This window comes from Sulfitobacter sp. M13, assembly GCF_053474885.1.
Window position 1 is genome coordinate 1,103,383 of the sequence record NZ_CM130281.1, and the last position, 20,275, is coordinate 1,123,657.

24 protein-coding genes are annotated in these 20,275 nt (G+C 59.8%); 21 read left to right on the plus strand and 3 right to left on the minus strand.

Annotated elements, in window-relative coordinates:
• The first annotated feature begins 92 nt into the window (after positions 1–92).
• The 11 genes from ACVBAU_RS05250 (at position 93) to ACVBAU_RS05300 (ending at position 11,749) form a co-directional block, all read left to right on the plus strand.
• Entirely contained in the window at positions 93–587 is a 495-nt protein-coding gene (locus ACVBAU_RS05250; protein ID WP_138925178.1) for a class I SAM-dependent methyltransferase, read from the plus strand.
• Positions 588–752: 165 nt separating this feature from the next.
• The gene (locus ACVBAU_RS05255; RefSeq protein WP_448328289.1) at positions 753–1,808 is read left to right on the plus strand and encodes a C4-dicarboxylate TRAP transporter substrate-binding protein; all 1,056 of its coding nucleotides are present in this window, start codon (positions 753–755) and stop codon (positions 1,806–1,808) included.
• A gap of 27 nt (positions 1,809–1,835) precedes the next feature.
• The gene (locus ACVBAU_RS05260) at positions 1,836–2,369 is read left to right on the plus strand and encodes a TRAP transporter small permease (RefSeq protein ID WP_138924101.1); all 534 of its coding nucleotides are present in this window, start codon (positions 1,836–1,838) and stop codon (positions 2,367–2,369) included.
• Positions 2,369–3,709, plus strand: coding sequence for a TRAP transporter large permease (locus tag ACVBAU_RS05265; RefSeq protein WP_138924100.1), 1,341 nt, complete (start codon positions 2,369–2,371; stop codon positions 3,707–3,709). The genes ACVBAU_RS05260 and ACVBAU_RS05265 overlap by 1 nt, the downstream gene beginning before the upstream one ends.
• Positions 3,706–4,482, plus strand: coding sequence for an IclR family transcriptional regulator (locus ACVBAU_RS05270; RefSeq protein WP_138924099.1), 777 nt, complete (start codon positions 3,706–3,708; stop codon positions 4,480–4,482). The genes ACVBAU_RS05265 and ACVBAU_RS05270 overlap by 4 nt, the downstream gene beginning before the upstream one ends.
• 28 nt (positions 4,483–4,510) lie before the next feature.
• Positions 4,511–6,607: an FAD-dependent oxidoreductase gene (locus ACVBAU_RS05275; RefSeq protein ID WP_448328292.1), complete on the plus strand. Its 2,097-nt coding sequence runs from the start codon at positions 4,511–4,513 to the stop codon at positions 6,605–6,607.
• Positions 6,608–6,653: 46 nt separating this feature from the next.
• Positions 6,654–7,862, plus strand: a complete 1,209-nt coding sequence (locus tag ACVBAU_RS05280) for an acyl-CoA dehydrogenase family protein (RefSeq protein WP_138924097.1) — start codon at positions 6,654–6,656, stop codon at positions 7,860–7,862.
• Positions 7,859–8,992, plus strand: coding sequence for an acyl-CoA dehydrogenase family protein (locus ACVBAU_RS05285; protein ID WP_335745037.1), 1,134 nt, complete (start codon positions 7,859–7,861; stop codon positions 8,990–8,992). The genes ACVBAU_RS05280 and ACVBAU_RS05285 overlap by 4 nt, the downstream gene beginning before the upstream one ends.
• Complete coding sequence (locus tag ACVBAU_RS05290) at positions 8,973–9,401, plus strand: PaaI family thioesterase (RefSeq protein WP_335745038.1); 429 nt, start codon at positions 8,973–8,975, stop codon at positions 9,399–9,401. Before ACVBAU_RS05285 ends, ACVBAU_RS05290 begins: the two co-directional genes overlap by 20 nt.
• The gene (locus ACVBAU_RS05295; protein WP_335745039.1) at positions 9,398–10,171 is read left to right on the plus strand and encodes an oxepin-CoA hydrolase, alternative type; all 774 of its coding nucleotides are present in this window, start codon (positions 9,398–9,400) and stop codon (positions 10,169–10,171) included. Before ACVBAU_RS05290 ends, ACVBAU_RS05295 begins: the two co-directional genes overlap by 4 nt.
• A gap of 84 nt (positions 10,172–10,255) precedes the next feature.
• Entirely contained in the window at positions 10,256–11,749 is a 1,494-nt protein-coding gene (locus ACVBAU_RS05300; RefSeq protein ID WP_138924094.1) for a class I adenylate-forming enzyme family protein, read from the plus strand.
• Between the two features lie 85 nt (positions 11,750–11,834).
• Here the strand turns inward: ACVBAU_RS05300 and rpe are convergent, their stop codons facing one another.
• A complete protein-coding gene (gene rpe, locus ACVBAU_RS05305) occupies positions 11,835–12,524 on the minus strand; it encodes a ribulose-phosphate 3-epimerase (protein WP_335745040.1) in 690 nt (229 codons plus the stop codon).
• A 238-nt stretch (positions 12,525–12,762) separates the two neighbouring features.
• Here rpe and ACVBAU_RS05310 point away from each other — a divergent pair, with 238 nt between their 5' ends.
• The 5 genes from ACVBAU_RS05310 to ACVBAU_RS05330 all read left to right on the plus strand — a co-directional run bounded on the left by ACVBAU_RS05310 (position 12,763) and on the right by ACVBAU_RS05330 (position 16,670).
• A complete protein-coding gene (locus tag ACVBAU_RS05310; RefSeq protein WP_448328296.1) occupies positions 12,763–13,782 on the plus strand; it encodes an ABC transporter substrate-binding protein in 1,020 nt (339 codons plus the stop codon).
• A gap of 69 nt (positions 13,783–13,851) precedes the next feature.
• Positions 13,852–14,619, plus strand: a complete 768-nt coding sequence (locus tag ACVBAU_RS05315; protein WP_448328297.1) for an ABC transporter ATP-binding protein — start codon at positions 13,852–13,854, stop codon at positions 14,617–14,619.
• Complete coding sequence (locus tag ACVBAU_RS05320; protein ID WP_171048931.1) at positions 14,612–15,418, plus strand: ABC transporter permease; 807 nt, start codon at positions 14,612–14,614, stop codon at positions 15,416–15,418. The genes ACVBAU_RS05315 and ACVBAU_RS05320 overlap by 8 nt, the downstream gene beginning before the upstream one ends.
• A 66-nt stretch (positions 15,419–15,484) precedes the next feature.
• Positions 15,485–15,700: a DUF2945 domain-containing protein gene (locus tag ACVBAU_RS05325; RefSeq protein WP_448328299.1), complete on the plus strand. Its 216-nt coding sequence runs from the start codon at positions 15,485–15,487 to the stop codon at positions 15,698–15,700.
• Between the two features lie 4 nt (positions 15,701–15,704).
• Positions 15,705–16,670: a DNA topoisomerase IB gene (locus tag ACVBAU_RS05330; RefSeq protein ID WP_448328910.1), complete on the plus strand. Its 966-nt coding sequence runs from the start codon at positions 15,705–15,707 to the stop codon at positions 16,668–16,670.
• Between the two features lie 7 nt (positions 16,671–16,677).
• Here ACVBAU_RS05330 and ACVBAU_RS05335 read toward each other — a convergent pair whose 3' ends face one another.
• Complete coding sequence (locus ACVBAU_RS05335; RefSeq protein WP_093733503.1) at positions 16,678–16,995, minus strand: ArsR/SmtB family transcription factor; 318 nt, start codon at positions 16,993–16,995, stop codon at positions 16,678–16,680.
• A gap of 81 nt (positions 16,996–17,076) precedes the next feature.
• A complete protein-coding gene (locus ACVBAU_RS05340; RefSeq protein ID WP_448328300.1) occupies positions 17,077–17,463 on the minus strand; it encodes a hypothetical protein in 387 nt (128 codons plus the stop codon).
• A 71-nt stretch (positions 17,464–17,534) separates the two neighbouring features.
• Between ACVBAU_RS05340 and ACVBAU_RS05345 the strand changes: the two genes are divergently transcribed.
• The 5 genes from ACVBAU_RS05345 (at position 17,535) to soxZ (ending at position 20,268) form a co-directional block, all read left to right on the plus strand.
• Positions 17,535–18,275 (plus strand): cytochrome c biogenesis CcdA family protein, encoded by a 741-nt coding sequence (locus tag ACVBAU_RS05345; RefSeq protein ID WP_237272202.1) that lies wholly within the window; start codon positions 17,535–17,537, stop codon positions 18,273–18,275.
• Between the two features lie 19 nt (positions 18,276–18,294).
• Positions 18,295–18,867, plus strand: coding sequence for a thioredoxin family protein (locus ACVBAU_RS05350; RefSeq protein ID WP_138924087.1), 573 nt, complete (start codon positions 18,295–18,297; stop codon positions 18,865–18,867).
• Positions 18,868–18,986: 119 nt separating this feature from the next.
• Positions 18,987–19,463, plus strand: coding sequence for a sulfur oxidation c-type cytochrome SoxX (soxX, locus tag ACVBAU_RS05355; protein WP_138924086.1), 477 nt, complete (start codon positions 18,987–18,989; stop codon positions 19,461–19,463).
• Between the two features lie 36 nt (positions 19,464–19,499).
• On the plus strand, positions 19,500–19,919 hold the full coding sequence (soxY, locus tag ACVBAU_RS05360; protein WP_138924085.1) for a thiosulfate oxidation carrier protein SoxY: 420 nt from the start codon (positions 19,500–19,502) through the stop codon (positions 19,917–19,919).
• A 19-nt stretch (positions 19,920–19,938) separates the two neighbouring features.
• Positions 19,939–20,268 (plus strand): thiosulfate oxidation carrier complex protein SoxZ, encoded by a 330-nt coding sequence (gene soxZ, locus ACVBAU_RS05365; RefSeq protein ID WP_138924084.1) that lies wholly within the window; start codon positions 19,939–19,941, stop codon positions 20,266–20,268.
• The last annotated feature ends 7 nt before the right edge of the window (positions 20,269–20,275 follow it).

A 20,275-nucleotide genomic window follows, 5' to 3' on the forward strand; every position in this document is an offset into this window, starting at 1 on the left:
GGGGCAGCGTGAAAACCAAGCGTCAGCGGTACACAATTGGCGGCTGCGTCCCCATGTTGCATCAGTACGACCCAACCCGAAGGAGAACCGTGATGAGCCGCCTGGAAATTTTTATCGACCGTATGGTGTCACAGCGCGCGTGTATCGATCATGCCGCCGCATTGACGCAGACATTGACGGGGCCAGTGTTTGAATTGGGGTTGGGCAACGGACGGACGTTTCACCACATCCGCGAAACCCTGCCCGAGCGCGATATATTCGTGTTCGAACGGGCCGTGGCGTCTAACCCCGATAGTACCCCCGAGGACCATCAGCTGATTTTGGGCGATGTGCATGAAACCTTGCCGGCCGCGTTAAACCGGTTCGGGCCAAATGCCGCGCTGATTCACGCGGACCTCGGCGGTCATAATCTCGCGAAGAACGATGCTTTTGCGCGTGCTCTTTCGCCTCTGATCGAGCCTTTGTTGGCTGTTGGAGGCGTGATGGTGTCGAGCGATAGGATGTATTTCGACAATTTGACCGAAATTGCTTTGCCGTCCGAAGCGGTCGCCGGACGCTGCTTTATGTACCGCCGTGACAAGTCTTGATCTGGCTTAAGTAATTGTAATTGATTTGTAAAATATTGTACGGCACCGGTATTTCGGTGCCGTTTTAAGTTTCGCTTGCGTGTTCCAAGTCCCCTCCCTAGTGTGCGCCCGAGACATAGTGAAACGATGTTTCGCATGGTGAAACAATTCTTGGGAGGGAATTACATGTCCTTTTTGAAAAACCTATCCTTCGCAGCCGCACTGAGCGTTGCAGCCTCTGTCGCCGGTGCCGAAACCGTCCTGATCCACGGCGAAGCCGGCCCGAATCGCGGTGCCCGCGCCAACGCGCTGCAGTGGTTTGCGGACCAAGTGGCCGAGCGGTCGGAAAACGATCTGCGTCTGGACATCCAGTGGGGCGGTGCGCTGTTCAAAGCGAACGCGGCGGTTCAATCCATCGGTGACGGTGTGGCGGACATAGGATCCGTGATCGCTGTCTATTACCCGCAAGAAATGGCGGCCTATGGCATCGCCGACCTGCCTGTCAGCAACCCCGACGCTTGGGTCGGTATGCGCGCCACGGACGAGCTAATGCGTTCGAACCCGGCGATTGCGGACAATCTGGCAGACAAGAACCTTGTTTACATCGGGACATGGACCACCAGCCAGGTGAACATCGGTTGTAAAGGCGACGCGATCCGTTCGATCGCCGATATCGCGGGCAAAAAAGTACGTGGTACAGGGGCCTACGGTAAAGTCTTTGGCGACGAGGGCGCGAACATGGTCAACATGTCCATCTATGACGCGTACCAAGGGCTGGACACTGGCTTGATCGATTGTAGCCAGGGCTATTCCTACGCCGTCGCAGCGCTGAAGCAGGCCGAAGTTATGGACAACTACACCCTGCTGAACTGGGGCCAAGTTGGTGGTGTCGGCATCTTCATGAACAAAGACATGTTCGATGGTCTGTCCGAAGATCAGCAGCAGGTACTGTTGTCCACTGGTGCCGACCTGTCCGATGAATTCGGTCGCATGATCACGATCGCCAATGATGACGCCATTGCAGCGATGAAAGACGAAGGTGTCGAGGTTCTTGAACTGCCCGCAGAAGAGCGCGCCAAACTGGTGGCCGGCGGCGAAAAGTATCTGGCCGAGTGGATCGAGACAGCCAACCGCACCGGCCTTCCCGGCGAACAGCTGCTGGAAGACTACAAGGCGTTGATCGTGAAATACACGAACGAGCGCGACGAGAACGGTTACCCTTGGGCAGCTGATAACAACTAAGCATTAGCTTTGGGAGGAGCAGGGACCATGTTGGTACCACTTGAGAAAATCCTGTTGGGGTTGGGCGCGGCTGCGGTCATCCTGCTGGGGATCTTGATCACGTCCAACGTGGTCGCGCGCGCCGTCTTCGCATCTAGCGTACCCGACAGCGTTACTTTGGTGCGGGAGCTGATGGTCGCGGCCATCCTCCTGCCCCTTGCAGCAGCAACTGCCAACCGCGCGCACGTCAGCGTGGCCTTTGTGTCCGACCGGTTCGGGCCCAAGTTGCGGTCCTGGTTGATCGTGCTGGGATCGGTGATGGGAATGATTGCCTTGGGCGGTCTGATCTATGCCGGCGGCCGCGAATTCCTGAGCGTTTGGGAAAAGGGCAGCTTTTTCTACGGCGACCTGAACCTGCCCAAATGGCCCGGACGTTTGTTGTTTGTGATCGGCATCGCCGCTTGCTGGCTGCGTCTGGCCGAACTGGCGATCCGCGATGTCCGCACGATCCTGTCCGGCGGTACGGTCTCGGACGAAGAAAATCACACAATCGAACTCCTTGCTGAAAAAGAGGTGCTGTAATGGACGCGTCAACCATTGGCCTGATTGCCTTTGCCGCAGTGTTGATCCTGCTGGCGCTTAGGGTGCCGATTGCGTTTGCTCTGGCCAGTGTGGCCACGATCGCCACCTTCTTTATCTTCGCGTTCCGCACCGGCACCTTTATGCCAGAACGTGCCATCCGCGCGACCACGTCGATGGTGTTCTCGAACTCCTTCGATCTGATACACTCGTACGATCTATCTATGATACCGCTGTTCGTGGCGCTTGGACATATCGCCTATCGCGCCGACATCACGACCAAGATTTACCATGCAGCCAAGGTTTGGCTCACGCGTCTGCCCGGCGGTGTTGCCATGGCAAGCGTCATGGGCTGTGGCGGGTTTTCGGCGATCACCGGCAGCTCTATTGCCTGCGCCTCGACCATGGGGAAAATCTGCACACCCGAGATGTTGCGCATGGGCTATGACCCACGTCTTGCCACGGCATCGGTCGCGGCAGGGGGCACGCTGGGGTCACTGATCCCGCCGTCGGTTTTGTTCATCATCTACGGTATCTTCACCGAGACCTCTATTTCGTCCCTGTTTCTGGCCGGTGTTCTGCCGGGGCTGCTGACGCTGGCGGGCTTTATCCTCGTGATTGCCGTCTGGGTCTGGCACTCGCCTGAAATCGCACCGTCCACAGCGACGCGTTATTCCACAAAGGAACGGTTCGCTGCAGCTGCGGAAAGCTGGCCTGCGGTGATGCTGTTCGTGCTGATCATTGGTGGCATCTACGGCGGCATCTTTACCGCAACCGAAGCGGCGGCTGTTTGTGTGGTCGCGGCAACGCTCATCGGCTTTGCGCAGCGCAAACTGACGCTGCAAGGCCTGTGGGACGCGGTGAAAGAAACCTGCATCCAGACCGCGGCGATTTTCTTTATCGCGGCGGGGGCCAAGATCTTTGTGGCCTTTATCGCGCTGACCAACGTCGCCCCGATGATTGTGAATGTAGTGGCCGAGGCCGAGCTGTCGGCCGTGGTCCTGCTGCTGGCGATTGCGGCGATCTATCTGCTGCTTGGCATGTTCCTTGATCCGATTGGCATCATGGTTCTGACCCTGCCACTGATGATCCCGCTGGTCGAAAGCTATGACATGAACCTGATCTGGTTCGGTGTTGTGGTGATCAAGCTGCTGGAAATCGGTTTGATCACACCGCCCGTCGGGCTGAACGTCTTTGTCATCGCTAATGTGGTGGGCAAAGAGGCTCCGATCGACAAGATCTTTGCCGGTATCACGCGCTTCCTGAGCGTCGACGTGATCGTGCTGGTGCTGATCATGTCCTTCCCGATGATCTCGTTGCTTATTCCCATGGCGGCGCGATGAGTGGCGACACCACAGATCGGAAATTTGCCAATACTCTGGCGCGGGGGCTTGCTATATTGCGGGCCTTTCGCGCCAGTGACAGCGGGCTGACCCACGCGCAGATCGCGGATCGTACAGGGCTGCCGAAACCCACGGTGTCGCGGTTGACCTATACGCTATGCGAGCTGGGGTATCTTAGCCACGGCGGGCGCAATGACCGCTTTCGGTTGGGGCCGTCGGCCATCGCACTTGGCTCTGTCGCGTCGGTGGCGGTCAACTTTTTGGATCTGGTGTCGGATGCGATGCAGCAGCTGGCCGATGATACGGGCACGCTTACGCTAGTCGCCGTACGCGACGCCGAAAAGATGATGCTGGTGCGCACATGGCGCCCGCAGAATGCATCGACCATCTGGCTGGAGCCGGGACACCGGATTCCGTTGATTGGGTCGTCTTCTGGCATGGCCGTCGTGGCGTCACTTAGTGAAGAGCGCTTTGAGCAGTTGACGCCCGAAGCGGATATGCGAAGGTTCCAGGCGGAGGGATATTCGCAACTGATAGAACAAGGGTTCGCCTACGCGTTGGAAGGCACAAGATATGCCAGCACGATCAACGCCGTAAGTGTCCCCTATTTTGCCGAAGAGTTCGGCGAACCGGTATCGTTCACCGCCGGTGCCATGCCTCATGATTTGCCCGATTCCCGTATCGTGCAAGAGGTCGGCCCCGCGTTGCGTGAACTGGTGCGGGCGCTTGAACAGCGCACCGGGCGCACGCCTGCGCTGAGCCGCCGCGACTGAAACAAGACTAGACCAAGGAATATGCTAAATGACTGACAAGATTGGATATACCCGCAAAGGCGACGTGGCCGTACTGCGGATCAAGAACCCCCCGGTCAACGCGTTGTCCCATGCTGTTCGTGAAGGTCTGGTTGCCGGCATGGCACAGGCCGAAGCGGACGAAGGCGTCAAAGCCGTTGTTATAGTCGGGGAGGGCCGTGCCTTTATCGCCGGCGCGGATATCACCGAATTCGGCAAAACGCCGCTAGAACCCTTCCTGCCTGATGTTTGCAAACGGATCGAGGATTCCCCGTTGATCGTCGTCGCCTCCATGCATGGTGTATCGCTGGGTGGCGGGCTCGAGATCGCGTTATCGGCGCATTACCGCGTGGCGCAGCCGTCGGCCAAAGTGGGCCTGCCCGAAGTGCATCTGGGCCTGATCCCCGGTGCCGGTGCCACCCAGCGTTTGCCGCGTCTGATCGGTGTGGACCCGTCGCTTGATCTCATCACCTCTGGCCGTCAGGTCAAAGCGGCCGAAGCCGAAAGCCTTGGCATTGTCGATCAGGTGACCGAGGGCGACCCCGAGGACGTAGGCGTCGCCTATGCCGAGACCCTGATTGCCAAAAACGCGCCGCGCCGCCCCGTGAGCGAGATGGCCGCACCGGCGCCGATCGACTGGGATGCGGCCTATGACGGGACGCTGAAAAAAGGCCGCGGACAGATTTCTCCGGCGCAGGCGGTCCGCGCTGTTCAGGCCGCTGCAGAGCTGCCCTTTGACGAAGGCATGCGGGCCGAGCGCAAGATTTTCATGGAACTGATGGAAACCGACCAACGGCAGGGCATGATCCACGCGTTCTTCTCTGAACGTGCGGTTGGTAACCTGCCGGAGCTTAAGGGCGTAGAGCCACGCGCGCTGCAATCCATCGGGATCATCGGTGGCGGCACCATGGGGGCAGGCATCGCCACGGCTGCGCTGTTGGAAGGCTTTAACGTTGTGCTGATCGAGATGAAGGCTGACGCCGCAGAGGCCGCGCGCGGTCGCATTGCAGGCAATCTTTCGGGCGCGCTGAAGCGCGGCAAGATCACCCAAATGAAATACGATGCGATGACCAACACCGCGCTTGAGGTGTCGATCAACTATGACAGCCTCGCCTCGGTCGATCTGGTGATCGAAGCGGTGTTCGAGGACATGGACGTCAAGAAAGAGGTGTTCGGCAAGCTCGACGCCGTGTGCAAACCGGGTGCTATTCTGGCGTCCAACACGTCCTATCTGGATGTGGACGAGATCGCCGCCAGCACCTCGCGCCCTGCGGATGTAATCGGGCTGCACTTCTTCTCGCCTGCGCATATCATGAAGCTGCTCGAAGTGGTCGTCGCCGAAAAGACGGCAGCGGATGTGGTCGCCACGGGCTTCGCCCTTGGCAAGGCGCTGAACAAGATTTCGGTACGCGCCGGTGTGTGCGACGGCTTTATCGGCAACCGTATTCTGGCCACTTACCGCACCGCGGCCGATCATATGGTTCTGGATGGTGCGTCGCCATACCAGATCGACAAGGCGCTGGTCGACTTTGGTTTCGCCATGGGCCCGTTTGCCGTGGGCGATCTGGCCGGTCTCGACATTGGCTGGGCCACACGCAAGCGCAAGGCGGCCACGCGCCACCCTGCCGAACGCGTGCCGACATACCCCGACAAGATCTGCGAAGCCGGCAACTTTGGCCAGAAGACCGGCAAAGGCTTCTACATCTATGAAGCCGGCACACGCGGTGGGGTGCCAAACCCCGAGGTGCCCGAACTGATCGCCGCCGAGCGCGCCGAACGCGGCATCATCCCGCGTGACTTTACCGACGCAGAAATCGTACGCCGCTATATGGCCGCGATGGTCAACGAGGCGGCAAAGGTTGTGGGCGAGGGCATTGCGAAACGGCCCTTGGACGTCGATATGGTGCTGCTCTTTGGCTACGGCTTCCCGCGCTATTGGGGTGGGCCGATGAAATGGGCCGACCTGCAAGGTCTGCCGGCGCTGCTGGCCGACATCGAAGGCTACGCCAAGGATGACGCGTGGTTCTGGGAACCCGCGCCGCTGTTGAAACAGCTGGTTGCAGAGGGTCGCACCTTTGACGACCTGAACAAACAAGCCGCAAAGTAAATGAACAAGGGCGCAATGCCCGACAATATAAACCGGAGGAAGACAAATGGATCTGAGCTATAGCGACGAAGAAAAGGCTTTCCGCGCCGAAGTGCGGGCCTTTCTTGAGGAAAAGCTCCCCAAGGAAATGAGCGACAAAATCCGCAAGGGTGAAGAGCTTGGTAAAGACGGTCAGGAACAGTGGCATGCTATCCTGAACGCCCAAGGCTGGCTGGCCCCGAACTGGCCCAAAAAGTTCGGTGGTGCCGAATGGAACGCGGTTCAGCGTCACATTTTCGAAGAAGAAGCCGCTGCCGCCTATGCGCCGCGCCTCGTGCCCTTTGGTCTGTCGATGTTGGCCCCCGTGCTGCAAAAATTCGGCTCGCAAGAGCAGAACGATTACTGGCTGCCACGCCTCTTGGCGGGCGATGACTGGTGGTGTCAGGGCTATTCCGAGCCGGGCGCAGGTTCCGATCTTGCCTCGTTGAAAACAGAAGCGGTTTTGAACGACGAAGGCACGCACTATATCGTCAACGGCCAAAAGACATGGACCACGTTGGGTCAGCACGCGAACATGATCTTCTGCCTCGTGCGCACCGACAAGACCGTGAAACAGCAAGAGGGTATTTCCTTCCTGCTGATCGACATGGAAACCCCCGGCGTCGAAGTGCGCCCGATCATCCTGCTCGACGGCACCCACGAGGTGAACGAAGTCTGGTTCACGGATGTGAAAGTACCGGTCGAAAACCTTGTTGGCAAAGAGAACGAAGGCTGGACCTACGCCAAGTACCTGCTGACTCACGAACGCACCAACATTGCGGGCGTCGGTTTCTCGCAAGCGGGTCTGACAGCGGTCAAGCGCATCGCCAAAGCCGAGATGTCCGGCGGCAAACCCTTGATGCAGAACCCGCACTTTGCGGCGCGCGTCGCACAGGTCGAGATCGACCTGATGGCGATGAGCACCACAAACCTGCGCATCGTCTCCAAGGCGGCGTCGGGTGGCGCGGCACCGGGCGTCGAAGCATCTATGCTTAAGGTCAAAGGCACGATCATCCGTCAAGAGATCAACGATCTCGCGCGCCGTGCGGCTGGTGCCTATGCGATGCCATTCGCATCCGAAGCGATCGAAGGGTCGAACCTGGCCCTGCCTGATCCGTTGAATGCCGGCCCCGTCGCCGCGCAATATTTCAACAACCGTAAACTGTCGATCTTTGGCGGCTCGAACGAAATCCAGCGCCAGATCATTGCCAAAACAACGATGGGAGGTGGAGCATGAACTTCGACCTGACAGAAGAACGCCAAATGCTGCAAGACAGTCTGCGCCGTTTCCTGCGCGACAAATATGACACGGCAACGCGTAACAAGATCCTCGAGAGCGACTCCGGCTTTTCCGCGGATATCTGGAACGGTCTGGCCGAACTGGGTGTCATTGGCGCGCTGTTCACCGAAGATCAGGGCGGCTTTGGCGGCGCTGGTTTCGACATCGCAGTTGTGTTCGAGGAACTGGGCCGTGCGGGCGTGGTCGAACCCTTCCTTGATACGGCCATTCTGGGCGGCGGTCTGATTGCCGATTTGGGCAATGATGACCAGCAGGCCCACATCGAAGAGCTGATCGGCGGCGCGCTGCAGGTGGCTTTTGCCCACGGTGAACCCACCAGCCGCTATGACCTGAACCAGGTCACGTCCACGGCCAAGGCCGATGGCGACAACGTCGTGCTGAACGGTCGCAAGGCTGTTGTGGTCAACGCAGAAAACGCCGACATGCTCATCGTCTCTGCCCGCGAAAGCGGCGCGGCAGGCGACGAAGACGGTATTTCGCTGTTCCTCGTTCCGGCGGACGCCAAGGGCATCACGCTGCAAGGCTATGCGCTGTTGGCCGGTGGCCGTGCCGCCGAAGTCACGCTGGATGATGTGTCCGTGCCTGCCTCTGCCCGTCTGGGTGAAGCCGGCAAGGCGTTCAAGGCCATCGAGGCCCGCGTCGCAGCGGCCAACGTCGCAATCTGTGCCGAAACATTGGGCGCCATGGAAACGGCAACGCGTCTGACCCGTGAATACCTGATGACCCGCAAACAGTTCGGCAAGCCCATCGGCACCTTCCAGGCGCTTGCGCACCGGATGTCCGATCTGCTGATCGAGATGGAACAGGCGCGTTCCGCCGTGATCGTTGCGGCTGGCCACCTCGAAGCGGAGTACAAAGCGCGCGAGACCCATATCTCTGCCGCCAAGAACCTGCTGGGCCGCGCGGGCCGTCTGGTTGCCGAAGACAGCATCCAGATGCACGGTGGTATCGCCATGACCCAAGAATACGAACTGGCTCATATCGCCAAGCGTATCATCATGGCCGATCACCGCTTTGGCGACACAGACCACCATCTGGAGCGTTTCATTGCCCTTGCAGCCGCTTGATGAAAGCCAGCTGATCCGGGACGAGACAGGCACCCAAACCCTTGTCGGATATGTCGTGGACATATCCGACAAGGCCCACGGGCGCTGCTTTCTTGATCTGGGTCCGCAGCACTTTAACCGCCATGGGGTTCTTCATGGCGGTATTGCCGCCACTTTGCTGGATAACGCCTGTGGCATGACCGGATCGCTCAGCGTGGACCCCACGGGCCAGAACCCGTTTCTCACGATTTCGCTGACGACGCAGTTTCTGGCCGCTGGTATGCCAGGTCGCGTGACCGCGACCGGCACGATCAAGGGCGGTGGCCGCAGTCTGGTGTATATCGACGCTGAACTCGTCCACGAAGACGGCACGGTCATTGCGACATCCACAGGCGTGTTCAAACGCGTCCCTCAGGAGAAACTGAAATGAGCGCTCGGATCGAAGACAAGGGTGACCGTATCGTCATCTGGAACGGAAACGCGCACAAGCGGGGCGCATTGTCGCCCGAGCTTTACGCCTGCATCGCGCAAGCGATTGAAATGGCCGCCGAGCCGCGCATCCGTGCCGTGATCCTGACCTCCGAAGGCGATTTCTTTTGCGCAGGGGGCGATCTGAACGTCCTGATCGCGCGCCGCGACATGCCCAAGGATGAACGCCGCGGCAAGATCAACGAATTGCACAGCCTGATCCGCGCAATCCGGTCCAGCCCGGTGCCGGTCATTGCCGCCGTCGAAGGCGGTGCTGCCGGGGCAGGGCTGTCCTTTGCGTTGGCCTGCGATCTGGTCGTTGCTGCAGCCGGTGCCAAATTCACCGCCGCCTACGTCAAGGCGGGTCTGGTGCCTGACGGGGGGCTGACCGCCTCGCTTGCCCGCGCATTGCCGCGTCAGCTCGCCATGGAGATGTGTCTGCTGGCGCAGCCCGTGACGGTAGAGCGGATGCATGATCTGGGCGTGGTGAATGTCGTCACCGAAAAAGGTGGCGCGTTTGATGCTGCTATGGCGCTGGCCGATCGTTTGGCCGCAGGACCCCGCGATGCCCAAGGGGTGATCCGCGGCTTGGTCGCGCAGGGCTATGACGTGTCCGAGGCTGACCAGCTGGACGCGGAATGCGATGCCATGGCCCACGCCACCGGCGCTGATGAGGCCGCCGAAGGCATCGCCGCTTTCTTGGAAAAGCGCACACCGAATTACGGCGGCTGAGCCTCAGCCACCGATCTATTGACCCAACCCGCAGCCAGACGCGCTGACCGGGTTCTGACTGACTGCGGGGAGGCAGGGAATATTATGGTACGTGTAGAGCAATTTCTGGCGGATCAAGTGGCCGCACGCGGGGACGCGCCCGCGCTGAGCGACAGCACAGGGGTACGCTGGACGTACAAAATGTTCGACAAGGCAAGCGACGACATCGCGCAGGCGCTCAAGGATGCCGGTGTGCAGCCCAATGACCGCGTCCTGATGCTGTCGGAAAACTGTGCCGCCGCCGTGGCGACCGTGTTTGGCACATGGAAAGCCGGTGCCGTCATTATCCCCGTCAATGCACGGCAAAGTGCGGGCGAAATCCAGCGGATCATCGACCATGCGGCGCCGGCTGCGGTGGTGCTGACCTGCCATGCTTCATCTGATGCAACAGTCCACGCCGAAACTCTGAACGCCGCAGAAATCACCGGCGCCTTTGGCACGATGCATCTGGCCACGCCGATCGCAAGCAACCCCGATGATGAGCTAAGCGATGTGGCCGTGCTGCTTTATACCACGGGCACCACGGGCGATCCCAAAGGTGTAATGCTGACCCACGCCAACGTGCGCTTTGGCGGCAAGGCGTCGGCGAAACTGCGCGGGATCAATCCGGGCGATGTGGTCTATGGCGTGCTGCCGCTGACCCACGTCTTTGGTCTGTGCTCGGTCATGACCGCATCATCCTGTGCCGGTGCCGAAATCCGGCTGGAGGCGCGTTTTTCGGCCGAAAAACTCTATCAAGCCCTGACCACGGGGGTGAATTTCCTGTCCGCCGTGCCACAGATGCACGCGCTGTTGATGCAATACACCAAGGAACAAGGGCTCACGCAGCTGAACTCCGAAACGCTGCGCTATGTGTCGTCGGGGGCGGCGCCGCTTGACCCGACATGGAAGCGCAAGGCCGAAGGGTTCTATGGCGTTGCGATCCAGAATGGCTATGGCATGACGGAATCCACGGCTGGTATCTCGGCCACCAGCAACCCGCTGGGATCGCCTGATATTTCGGTCGGGCCTTCGTTGCCTGGCATCGAGACCAAGATCGACGATACCGTCGAGGGGGGCACCAACGGCAAGGGCGAGGTCCTGACCCGCGGGGCGCATGTGATGAAGGGTTACTACAAGAACCCGACAGAGACGGCCAAGGTACTGAGTGCTGACGGTTGGTTGCGCACGGGCGATCTGGGGACCTTCGATGAGCACGGCCACCTGCACATTCTGGGACGCTCGAAAGAGCTGATCATCCACGGCGGGTTCAACGTTTATCCGCCCGAAGTCGAGGCCGCGATCAACGATCACCCGCAGGTTATTCAGGCCGCTGTGGTCGGCCGGTCCACCGGCAATGACGAAGAGGTTCTGGCTTTTGTCCAGATTGCCGAGGGTGACACGCTTGACCCGCAAGATCTCAAGGCCTTCGTCAAAGAGCGGCTGACCGGTTATAAGCGCCCCAGCCAGTTCATCATCGGGACGTCACTGCCCGCGGCACCTACGGGCAAGATTCTCAAGCACAAGCTGATCGAGACGTTTAAGGACCAGCTTGCCTAATAGCCTTTGGGATACCCAATAGAAAAAGGCCGGTCCCTGTGGTGGGTGCCGGCCTTTTTGTCCGAAAGTGTTGCTGCGCTGGCGCTTAGACGTAAATGCCCTCGGCTGCGCCGCGGATGGCGCGGATATTTTCGCCGTAGGGCGCGGGGTTACTGACGGACCCGCCACGGAACACGGCAGAGCCCGCGACCAGCACATCGGCCCCTGCTTGCGCCACGCTGGACGCAGTGTTCACATCAACGCCGCCGTCAATTTCGATATGGACCGGACGGTCGCCGATCATCGCACGCAGAGTGCGGATCTTGTCGCTCATGTCGATAAATTTTTGTCCGCCAAAGCCAGGGTTCACGGTCATCACACAGACCAGATCGGCGACGTCCAACAGGTGCTCTACTGCAGAGGCAGGCGTGCCGGGGTTGAGCGCGACACCGGCCTTGGCACCCGCGCCCCGGATCGCTTGCAGCGTGCGGTGGATGTGGGGGCCGGCCTCTACGTGGGCGGTGATCACGTCGGCACCGGCCTTGGCAAACGCGTCGATATAGGGATCAACAGGTTCGATCATCAGGTGCACGTCCATCACGCCCTTGATGTGGGGCCGGATCGCGGCGCATGTGGTTGGGCCAAAGCTGATGTTCGGGACGAAATGCCCGTCCATCACATCGACATGTACCCAGTCTGCGCCCTGCGCCTCGATGGCTTCGCACTCGGCTCCAAAATTGGCAAAGTCGGCAGCAAGAATAGACGGGGCGATTTTGATCGAACGGTCGAAGGTCATGGGATCGGGCCTTTTGTGGAGGGGAGGGGCAGGAGCACCCTTTGCGCCCATATAGGCAATGTCGCTGTCGGAGGCAATCTGGGGAGCCTTCGGCGAGGATTTGCGGCCATTTGGAAGCCGCCGTGGCGCGATTACGTTGCTGGTCATGCGGGCGCGAGGGGGTGTTTTCGCGGGGCGCGTGCTTGACACTACGTCATGCCACGACCCATTGTGCGCACAAATCCAAGGGGAGGATATCATGACCACATTCAACCGCCGCCAGACACTGGCCACCATGGGCGCTGCCGCTGCCGTCGGGCTGGCCGCGCCGGCCATTGCGCAAGGTAAAAAGATCACGTTGGGTGCGCTGCGCTTTACCAGCCATTCAGGCACGTTCGTGGCTTATCAGCGCGAGTATTTCAAACAGGCTGGTCTGGACGTTGAGATCAAGTTCTTTCAGGCGGCACAACCAATGGCCGTGGCGATTGCCAGCGGTGATGTCGATTATGCCGTGACTGCGGTTTCGGGCGGGTTGGTGTCGCTAGCGGACAAGGGCGCGATCAAGGTTATTGGCGGTGCGCTGTCCGAGGAAAAGGGCATCGACGGGCAGAAGTTTCTAGCCTCTGACGCGGCCTATCAGGCCGGTGTGACTGGGCCTGCGATGCTGGACGGGAAAAGCTATGGCATGACCACGGCGGGATCGTCTTTTCACTATATGGGCTCAAAGATGGCGCAGGCCGAGGGGATCAACCTGTCGTTCAAGCCGTTGCAAAAAGTCGGTGCAATCATCGGTGCGCTGAAAACCGGCCAGATTGATGCTTGGTCGATCGTGCCGCATATCGCCAAACCACTGGCGGGGTCGGGCGCGGTACATATCATCGGGAACGTGTCCGACTATCTGCCCGACTATCAGGTCACCACGGTCTTTACCTCGACCAAGAATGCGACCGACGAAAAGCAGCAAACGCAGGATTACCTTGCAGCCTATGCCAAGGGGGCTGCCGACTACAACGCGGCGATGATCGAACAGACCGCCGGCGCTGAAGGCGTGGCCGAAATGGTCAAGCTGATCCACAACTATGTCTATACCGACAAGACGCTAGAGGCCGCGACACCGGGCATCGTCAACGGCACCATGCGTCTGAACGAGGGTGCCGCGTTGAACGTGGCATCGGTGCGCGACCAGCTTGAGTGGTTCCAGTCCGAAGGTCTGGTGGATGCGGATATCACGCTTGAGACACTGATCGACACGTCGTTCGTCGACACCATCGGCGCCTGATCGCGTCCCCTTTACCAACGTAAGGTCGGGCAGCCTTTGCCCGGCCTTTGATATTGCAGGACGGTTCTCATGGATCTTAGGTTAGCGAACGTCAGCCATTACTATGGCGAGACCGAAGTGCTGCGCGACATCAGCCTTGATATACCGTCGGGGCAGATTGTCTGCATCGTCGGGCCTTCGGGCTGTGGCAAGTCGACCCTGCTGCGGATGCTTGGCGGGCTGGAGCAGCCGACGTCGGGCGAGGTGCTGCAACTGGGCACACCGCCTGCTGGCTGTCTGAACCCGCTGACCTATGTGTTCCAGGATTTCGCTTTGCTGCCGTGGCGCAGCGTGCGCGGCAATGTGGCGCTGGTGCTTGAGGATCACGGGCTGGACGCCGCTGCGCGGGCGCGGATCATCGACGATGTGCTGACGCGCACCAAGCTGACCGAATTTGCCGATGCCCTGCCCAAACAGCTTTCTGGCGGGATGAAACAGCGGGTGGCCATTGCACGCGCCTTGGCGGTGAACCCTGCGGTGATGTTGATGGACGAACCGCTCAGCGCGCTGGACAGCCAGACGCGCGAACTGTTGATGGACGATCTGATCAGCCTGTGGACACGCCAGCCTTTCACCGCCGTCTATGTCACGCACAATCTGGCAGAGGCCGTGCGTCTGGGGCATAAGATCGTGGTCCTGTCGCGCCGTCCCGGACAAATCCGCGAGGTGGTTGATCTGACCACCCCGCTGGCAGAGCGCGCCTATGGCGACGCCGCCCTTGAGGCGCAACAACAACATTTGTGGGGGCTGATGCGCGAAGAAGCCGCTGCCGCCGATGCGGAGCTAATTCATGTCTGACACAGCACACACAACCAGCCGCCGCGTCGATTTTCGCGGGGGCGGGTTCGCTCCGAAACAGCGGCGGGGCATGGGTATTCTGGTCTTTGTCCTGCTGATCCTCTTTGCTGAATGGGGAACGCGCAGTGGGTTTATCACGAACCTCACCTTGCCGCGCCCGTCGGATGTGGCGATGACCTTTGTCGAGCTGTGGCAATCGGGAATGCTGTATAAACATCTTGCCCCGTCGCTTAGCCGGCTGGCCGTGGGGGCGACCCTTGGCGCTTTGGTCGGCGTGGGCGTGGGCGTTATGATCGGGTTGTTCAGCTATGTGCGCGCAGGGCTGGTGCCCCTCGTTGCGGCGCTGTTCCCGATCCCCAAGATCGCGCTGCTGCCGCTGTTCGTGATCTGGTTCGGCATTGACGAGGGCAGTAAATATGCACTGATCGCCTTTGGGACGTTCACGCCCACGGTCGTGGCGACCTATGCGGCGGTGGACAACGTGGACCGCGGGCTGATCCGGATGGGGCAAAGCTTTGGCCTGTCATGGTGGTCGATCGTGCGAAAAATCGTTCTGCCAGGGGCGATGCCGGGCATTTTGTCGGGGCTGCGGATTTCCTTGGCGATTGCGATTATCCTGCTTGTGGCCGCTGAAATGCTGGGCGCGGAATATGGCATCGGGGCATATATCCTTGAGGCCGGCAGCCTGTATGACCTTGAACGCCTGTTTGCGGGCGTGGTGACGCTGTCGGTGCTGGGGGTCTGCGTCAGTGCCGTGATCGCGGCGATCGAGACGCGCGTGTTGCGCTGGCGCGTCTAAGCGGCGGGAACCGTTTCTCGCATCCGTGGTTATCCCTCCATACACAGCAGTTGGGGGGGAACGACGATGTCTGGTATTTCCAAAGGCACGAAAGTGAAATGGGACTGGGGGCAAGGCACAGCCACCGGCGAAGTGACGGAACGGTTTACCAAAAGCGTGACACGCACCCTGAAAGGGTCAGATGTCACACGCAACGGGTCTGACGATGATCCCGCGTTGTTGATCGAACAGGACGACGGGGATGAGGTGCTCAAGCTTTCCTCCGAAGTCGAGGCGACCTGACCGGATGGGCGGCGCGGGGCTGACCTATTACGGGGATGACCGCCCCGGCATTGCCCGCCAGCGCCACGGGCGCGGGTTCACCTATAAAGCGCCAGACGGGACAATGATTGCCCGCGGGGCGGAACGCGCGCGGCTCGAGGCGATGGCGGTGCCGCCTGCCTATGAAAACGTGTGGATGACGCCGCTCGCGAATGGGCATCTGCTGGCCACGGGGCGTGACGCGCGTGACCGCAAGCAGTACCGCTATCACGAGAAATGGTCCGAGGCACAGGCAGAGACGAAGTTCGCCAGTCTGATAGATTTCGCCCATGCGTTGCCCCGATTGCGGCGCTTTGTGGCCCGAGATCTGGATCAAGAGGCAGGCGAGCGAAGCTTTGCACTGGCGAGCGCTGTGACGTTGATCGATCGCGCGTCCTTGCGGGTGGGAAACGCTGACTACACCCGCGAGAATGGCAGCTATGGCACGCTGACGTTGCGGGCGAAACACGTCAAGCTCGACGGAAATGTGATCCGTCTGCGGTACACCGCAAAAGGGGGCAAGAAGGTGCGGCGTCAGATCAATGACCGGACGCTTGCCAAGACGCTCGAGAAAGTCAGCGACCTGCCGGGGGCCGAGCTGCTGACATGGGCGGACGCGCAGGGCACGGTTCAACAGCTCAACTCTGCGGGATTGAACTCCTATATCGCCGAAGCGGCGGGATGCGATGATTTTACTGCCAAGACCTTTCGCACTTGGGCAGGCACCGTCGCCGCCTTTGAAGCCGCAGAACAAGGGCACGCGACGATCAAGCAACTGGCCGAAGCCGCTGCCGCACAGCTGAGCAATACGCCCACGGTGGCACGCAACAGCTATATTCATCCGGCGGTGATTGATCTGGCGGGTGCAGACGTGCCTGCTATCGACGTGGGCCGCAAAACGGGCCTTTTCGCATCCGAAGCGCGGTTATTGGCCTATCTGGAGCAGTGCTGAACGCGGGCTAGTCCTGAGCGTCTGGCTTGCAGAACATCTCGTAGACCACTTCCATGATCTTTTGGGGCCGGTCATCCGCCAACCGGTAATAGATCGTCTTGCCATCGCGGCGCGGGGTCACCAACCCTTCAAGCCGCAAGCGCGACAACTGCTGCGATACTGCAGCCTGACGCGCCGAAAGCAGCGCCTCCAGCTCGGTGACCGATTTCTCGCCGGCAGACAGGTGGCACAAGATCATCAAACGCCCCTCGTGGCTGATCGCCTTGAGGAAGTTCGAGGCCCGTATGGCGTTCTCGGACATACGGTCCAGATCGGCTTGGCTCATTTCTGTATCGGAACCGGGGATACCCACAGGTTAGAATCCTTAGCGTAGAGAGAAGGGATTGGCGTGCGCATAAGGAGTGCGCTAGCTTTTGGCGGGGTCTGGCATCAGGTCGGCGTCGGATAGCATCTTTTCCAGCACGCCCCAAAAGAAATCTTCGCCCGGATAGCCTTCGATCCGAGAGATTTCCTTGCCGTCGTCCATCAGCACAAAAGTGGGCGTATAATGCAGGCTGCGCGCGAAGTGCAGATCCGCAGGTTTTTCATCGTTGATATCGACGCGGCGCAGCGGCGCGGCTTTGCCGGCTTGGGTCTTGGGGTAGATCGGCGCGATCTGGTCATTCCAGCGGGCACACCAAATGCAGCCCTGCTCTTCGACCATGACCAGCGTGGTCTGAGCCGCCGCGATCATCGGGGAAAGTGCCAGACCCGCGGCCACCGATAGGGATAAGAAAGCAGTGCGCAGCCGCATAGGGAATTCACCTGTTGATTTCAAAATACATAATGTGAATATGTGAATGGTACAAGATAAAGGCAAGTTGCATGCTAGAAATTACCTTTGTAGGCGCGACGCTGGCTGGGCTATTGTCCTTTTTATCGCCCTGCATTCTGCCGATTGTCCCGTTCTACCTAAGCTATCTGGCGGGGGTTGGCATGAACCAGATCACCGCAGACGGGCCGATTGACGCGGGCGTGCGCCGTCGCGCGGTGATCGCGGCGCTGTTTTTTGCGGCGGGGGTGATCACGATCTTTGTGGGGCTCGGCGCGGCAGCGACCACCTTTGGCCAGATCGTGCGTGATTACTTTGACGTTCTGCGATGGGTTGCGGCGGCGGTTATCATTGCAATGGGGCTGCATTTTCTGGGGGTGATCCGCATCGGATTTCTGTACCGCCAGTTTCGCGCGGATGCGGGCAGCACCACCGCGACCAGCTTTTGGGGGGCCTATGTCATCGGGCTGGCCTTTGCCTTTGGCTGGACCCCTTGCGTCGGCCCGGTCCTGGCGGCGATTCTGTTCACCGCCGCCGGCGCAGAAACGGCAGTGACGGGCGGGTTGCTTTTGCTGGCCTATGGTATCGGGATGACCGCGCCCTTCGTGCTGGCAGCGTTGTTCATCGGCCCGTTCATGCGCTGGATGGCGCGGTTCCGGCAGCATCTGGGCACGGTAGAGAAAGCGATGGGGGTACTGCTGATCGTGTTTGGTCTGCTGATCGCTACGAACTCGATCAACTATATTGCGCAGTGGATGCTTGAAACCTTCCCCGTTTTCAGCGTCATTGGCTAACAACCGGAGGGACCTTGTGATGAAGATAATCCGAAACAGTTTGGCCGCGCTTGTGGCCGCGGCATGTCTGGCGACGGCGGGTGGGGCTGCACCCTTGGGCGATGACGGTCTGCACAAGGCCGCATGGATGCGCGACACCTTCAAGGACCTGCGCGAGGATCTGGCCGAGGCCACGGACGAGGGCAAACGCCTGATGCTCATCATCGAACAACGCGGCTGCATCTATTGCACCAAGATGCACGAAGAGGTCTTTCCGCTGCCCAAGATCGACGCCTACCTCAAGGACAACTTCTATGTCGTGCAGATCAATATGTTCGGCGATGTCGAGGTCACCGACTTTGACGGAGAAACGCTGCCCGAAAAGGATATGGTGCGCAAATGGCGTCAGATGTTCACGCCGACGCTGATGTATTTCCCACAAACCGTTGCCGAAGGGCAGACAGCGGTCGAAGCCGCGGTCGCGACCGTGCCGGGTGCCTTTGGTCCGGCGACGACGTTTCACATGATGAACTGGGTCGTGGACAAGGGCTATGAGGGCGACGAGACATTCCAGAAATATCATGCGCGTATGCTGATTGAAGAGCAGAAATAGCGGCGGTAGGAATTGCTAAGTGGCTTGCTGTGCTTAAAAATTCAAAAAGTTGAATTTATAGTTGCGTCATTTCGGCGCGGGCAGTAGTGTTTTCAAAAGTAATGTCTGTGGGAGGACGCATGAAAGTTTCCGTATTTGCCTTGGTGGCCTCTGTTGGCTTTGCGGCGGCTGCCCATGCGGCCGACGTGGTCCCCGGTGACGTGGCCTATGACGATTATGGCGCGGTCGAGCAATCGCTGACCGGCACGCCCGGCAACCCCGAAGAGGGGGCCAAGATCGTTGGCAACAAAAAGTTGGGTAACTGCGTTGCCTGCCACCAGATCAGCGCCTTGCCCGACGTGCCGTGGCAGGGTGAAATCGGCCCGATGCTAGATGGTGCCGGTGATCGCTGGACCGAAGCCGAACTGCGCGGCATCGTTGCCAACGCCAAGATGATGTTCGAAGGGACGATGATGCCCGCCTTTTACAAGGACAGCGGCTATATCCGTCCGGGCAAAGCCTATACCGGCAAGGCCGCCGACGACACGCTGGGGCCAGTCCTGGCCGCGCAGCAGATCGAGGATGTCGTGGCCTATCTTGCCACATTGAAAGACTAAGAGCCCCCGCGCGGGATCTGATCAGGAGTGATGATAATGGAATTTACACGACGTAGTGCGATTGTGATGGGGGCAGGTGCCTTTGCCGCGCTGTTCCTGCCCAAGCTGGCGGTGGCTGCTGCCGGTGACGACGCGATTGCTGCCTTTACCGGTGGCGCTGACATGGCGGACACAGGTGTCACCCTGACCGCCCCAGAGATTGCGGAAAACGGCAATACTGTCCCGATCGAGGTAGACGCCCCCGGCGCGACCGAAATCTTGGTGCTGGCGCTTGGCAATCCCACGCCGCCCGTGGCGACCTTCAAGTTCGGCCCGCTTGCCGCGACACAGCACGCATCCACGCGCATTCGTCTGGCGGGCACGCAAGATGTGATCGCCATTGCCAAGCTGGCGGACGGCTCTTTTGCCAAGGCAACCAGTACCATTAAAGTAACAATCGGCGGCTGCGGCGGCTAAGGCTTAGAGGAAGAATAATATGGCATCTGGTGTAAAACCCCGCGTCAAAGTCCCCAAGTCAGCAGCGGCTGGCGAAACCATCACGATCAAGACATTGATCAGCCACAAGATGGAATCCGGTCAACGCAAGGACGACGACGGCAACACGATCCCTCGGTCGATCATCAACCGTTTTACCTGTGATTTTAACGGTGAGAATGTTGTCGATGTGACGATGGAACCTGCGATCTCGACCAACCCGTATTTCGAATTCGACGCGACAGTGCCCGAAGCGGGGACATTCACTTTCACGTGGTATGACGATGACGGCGATGTCTACGAGGAAACCAAAGACATCACGATCAGCTAAGCGTCCG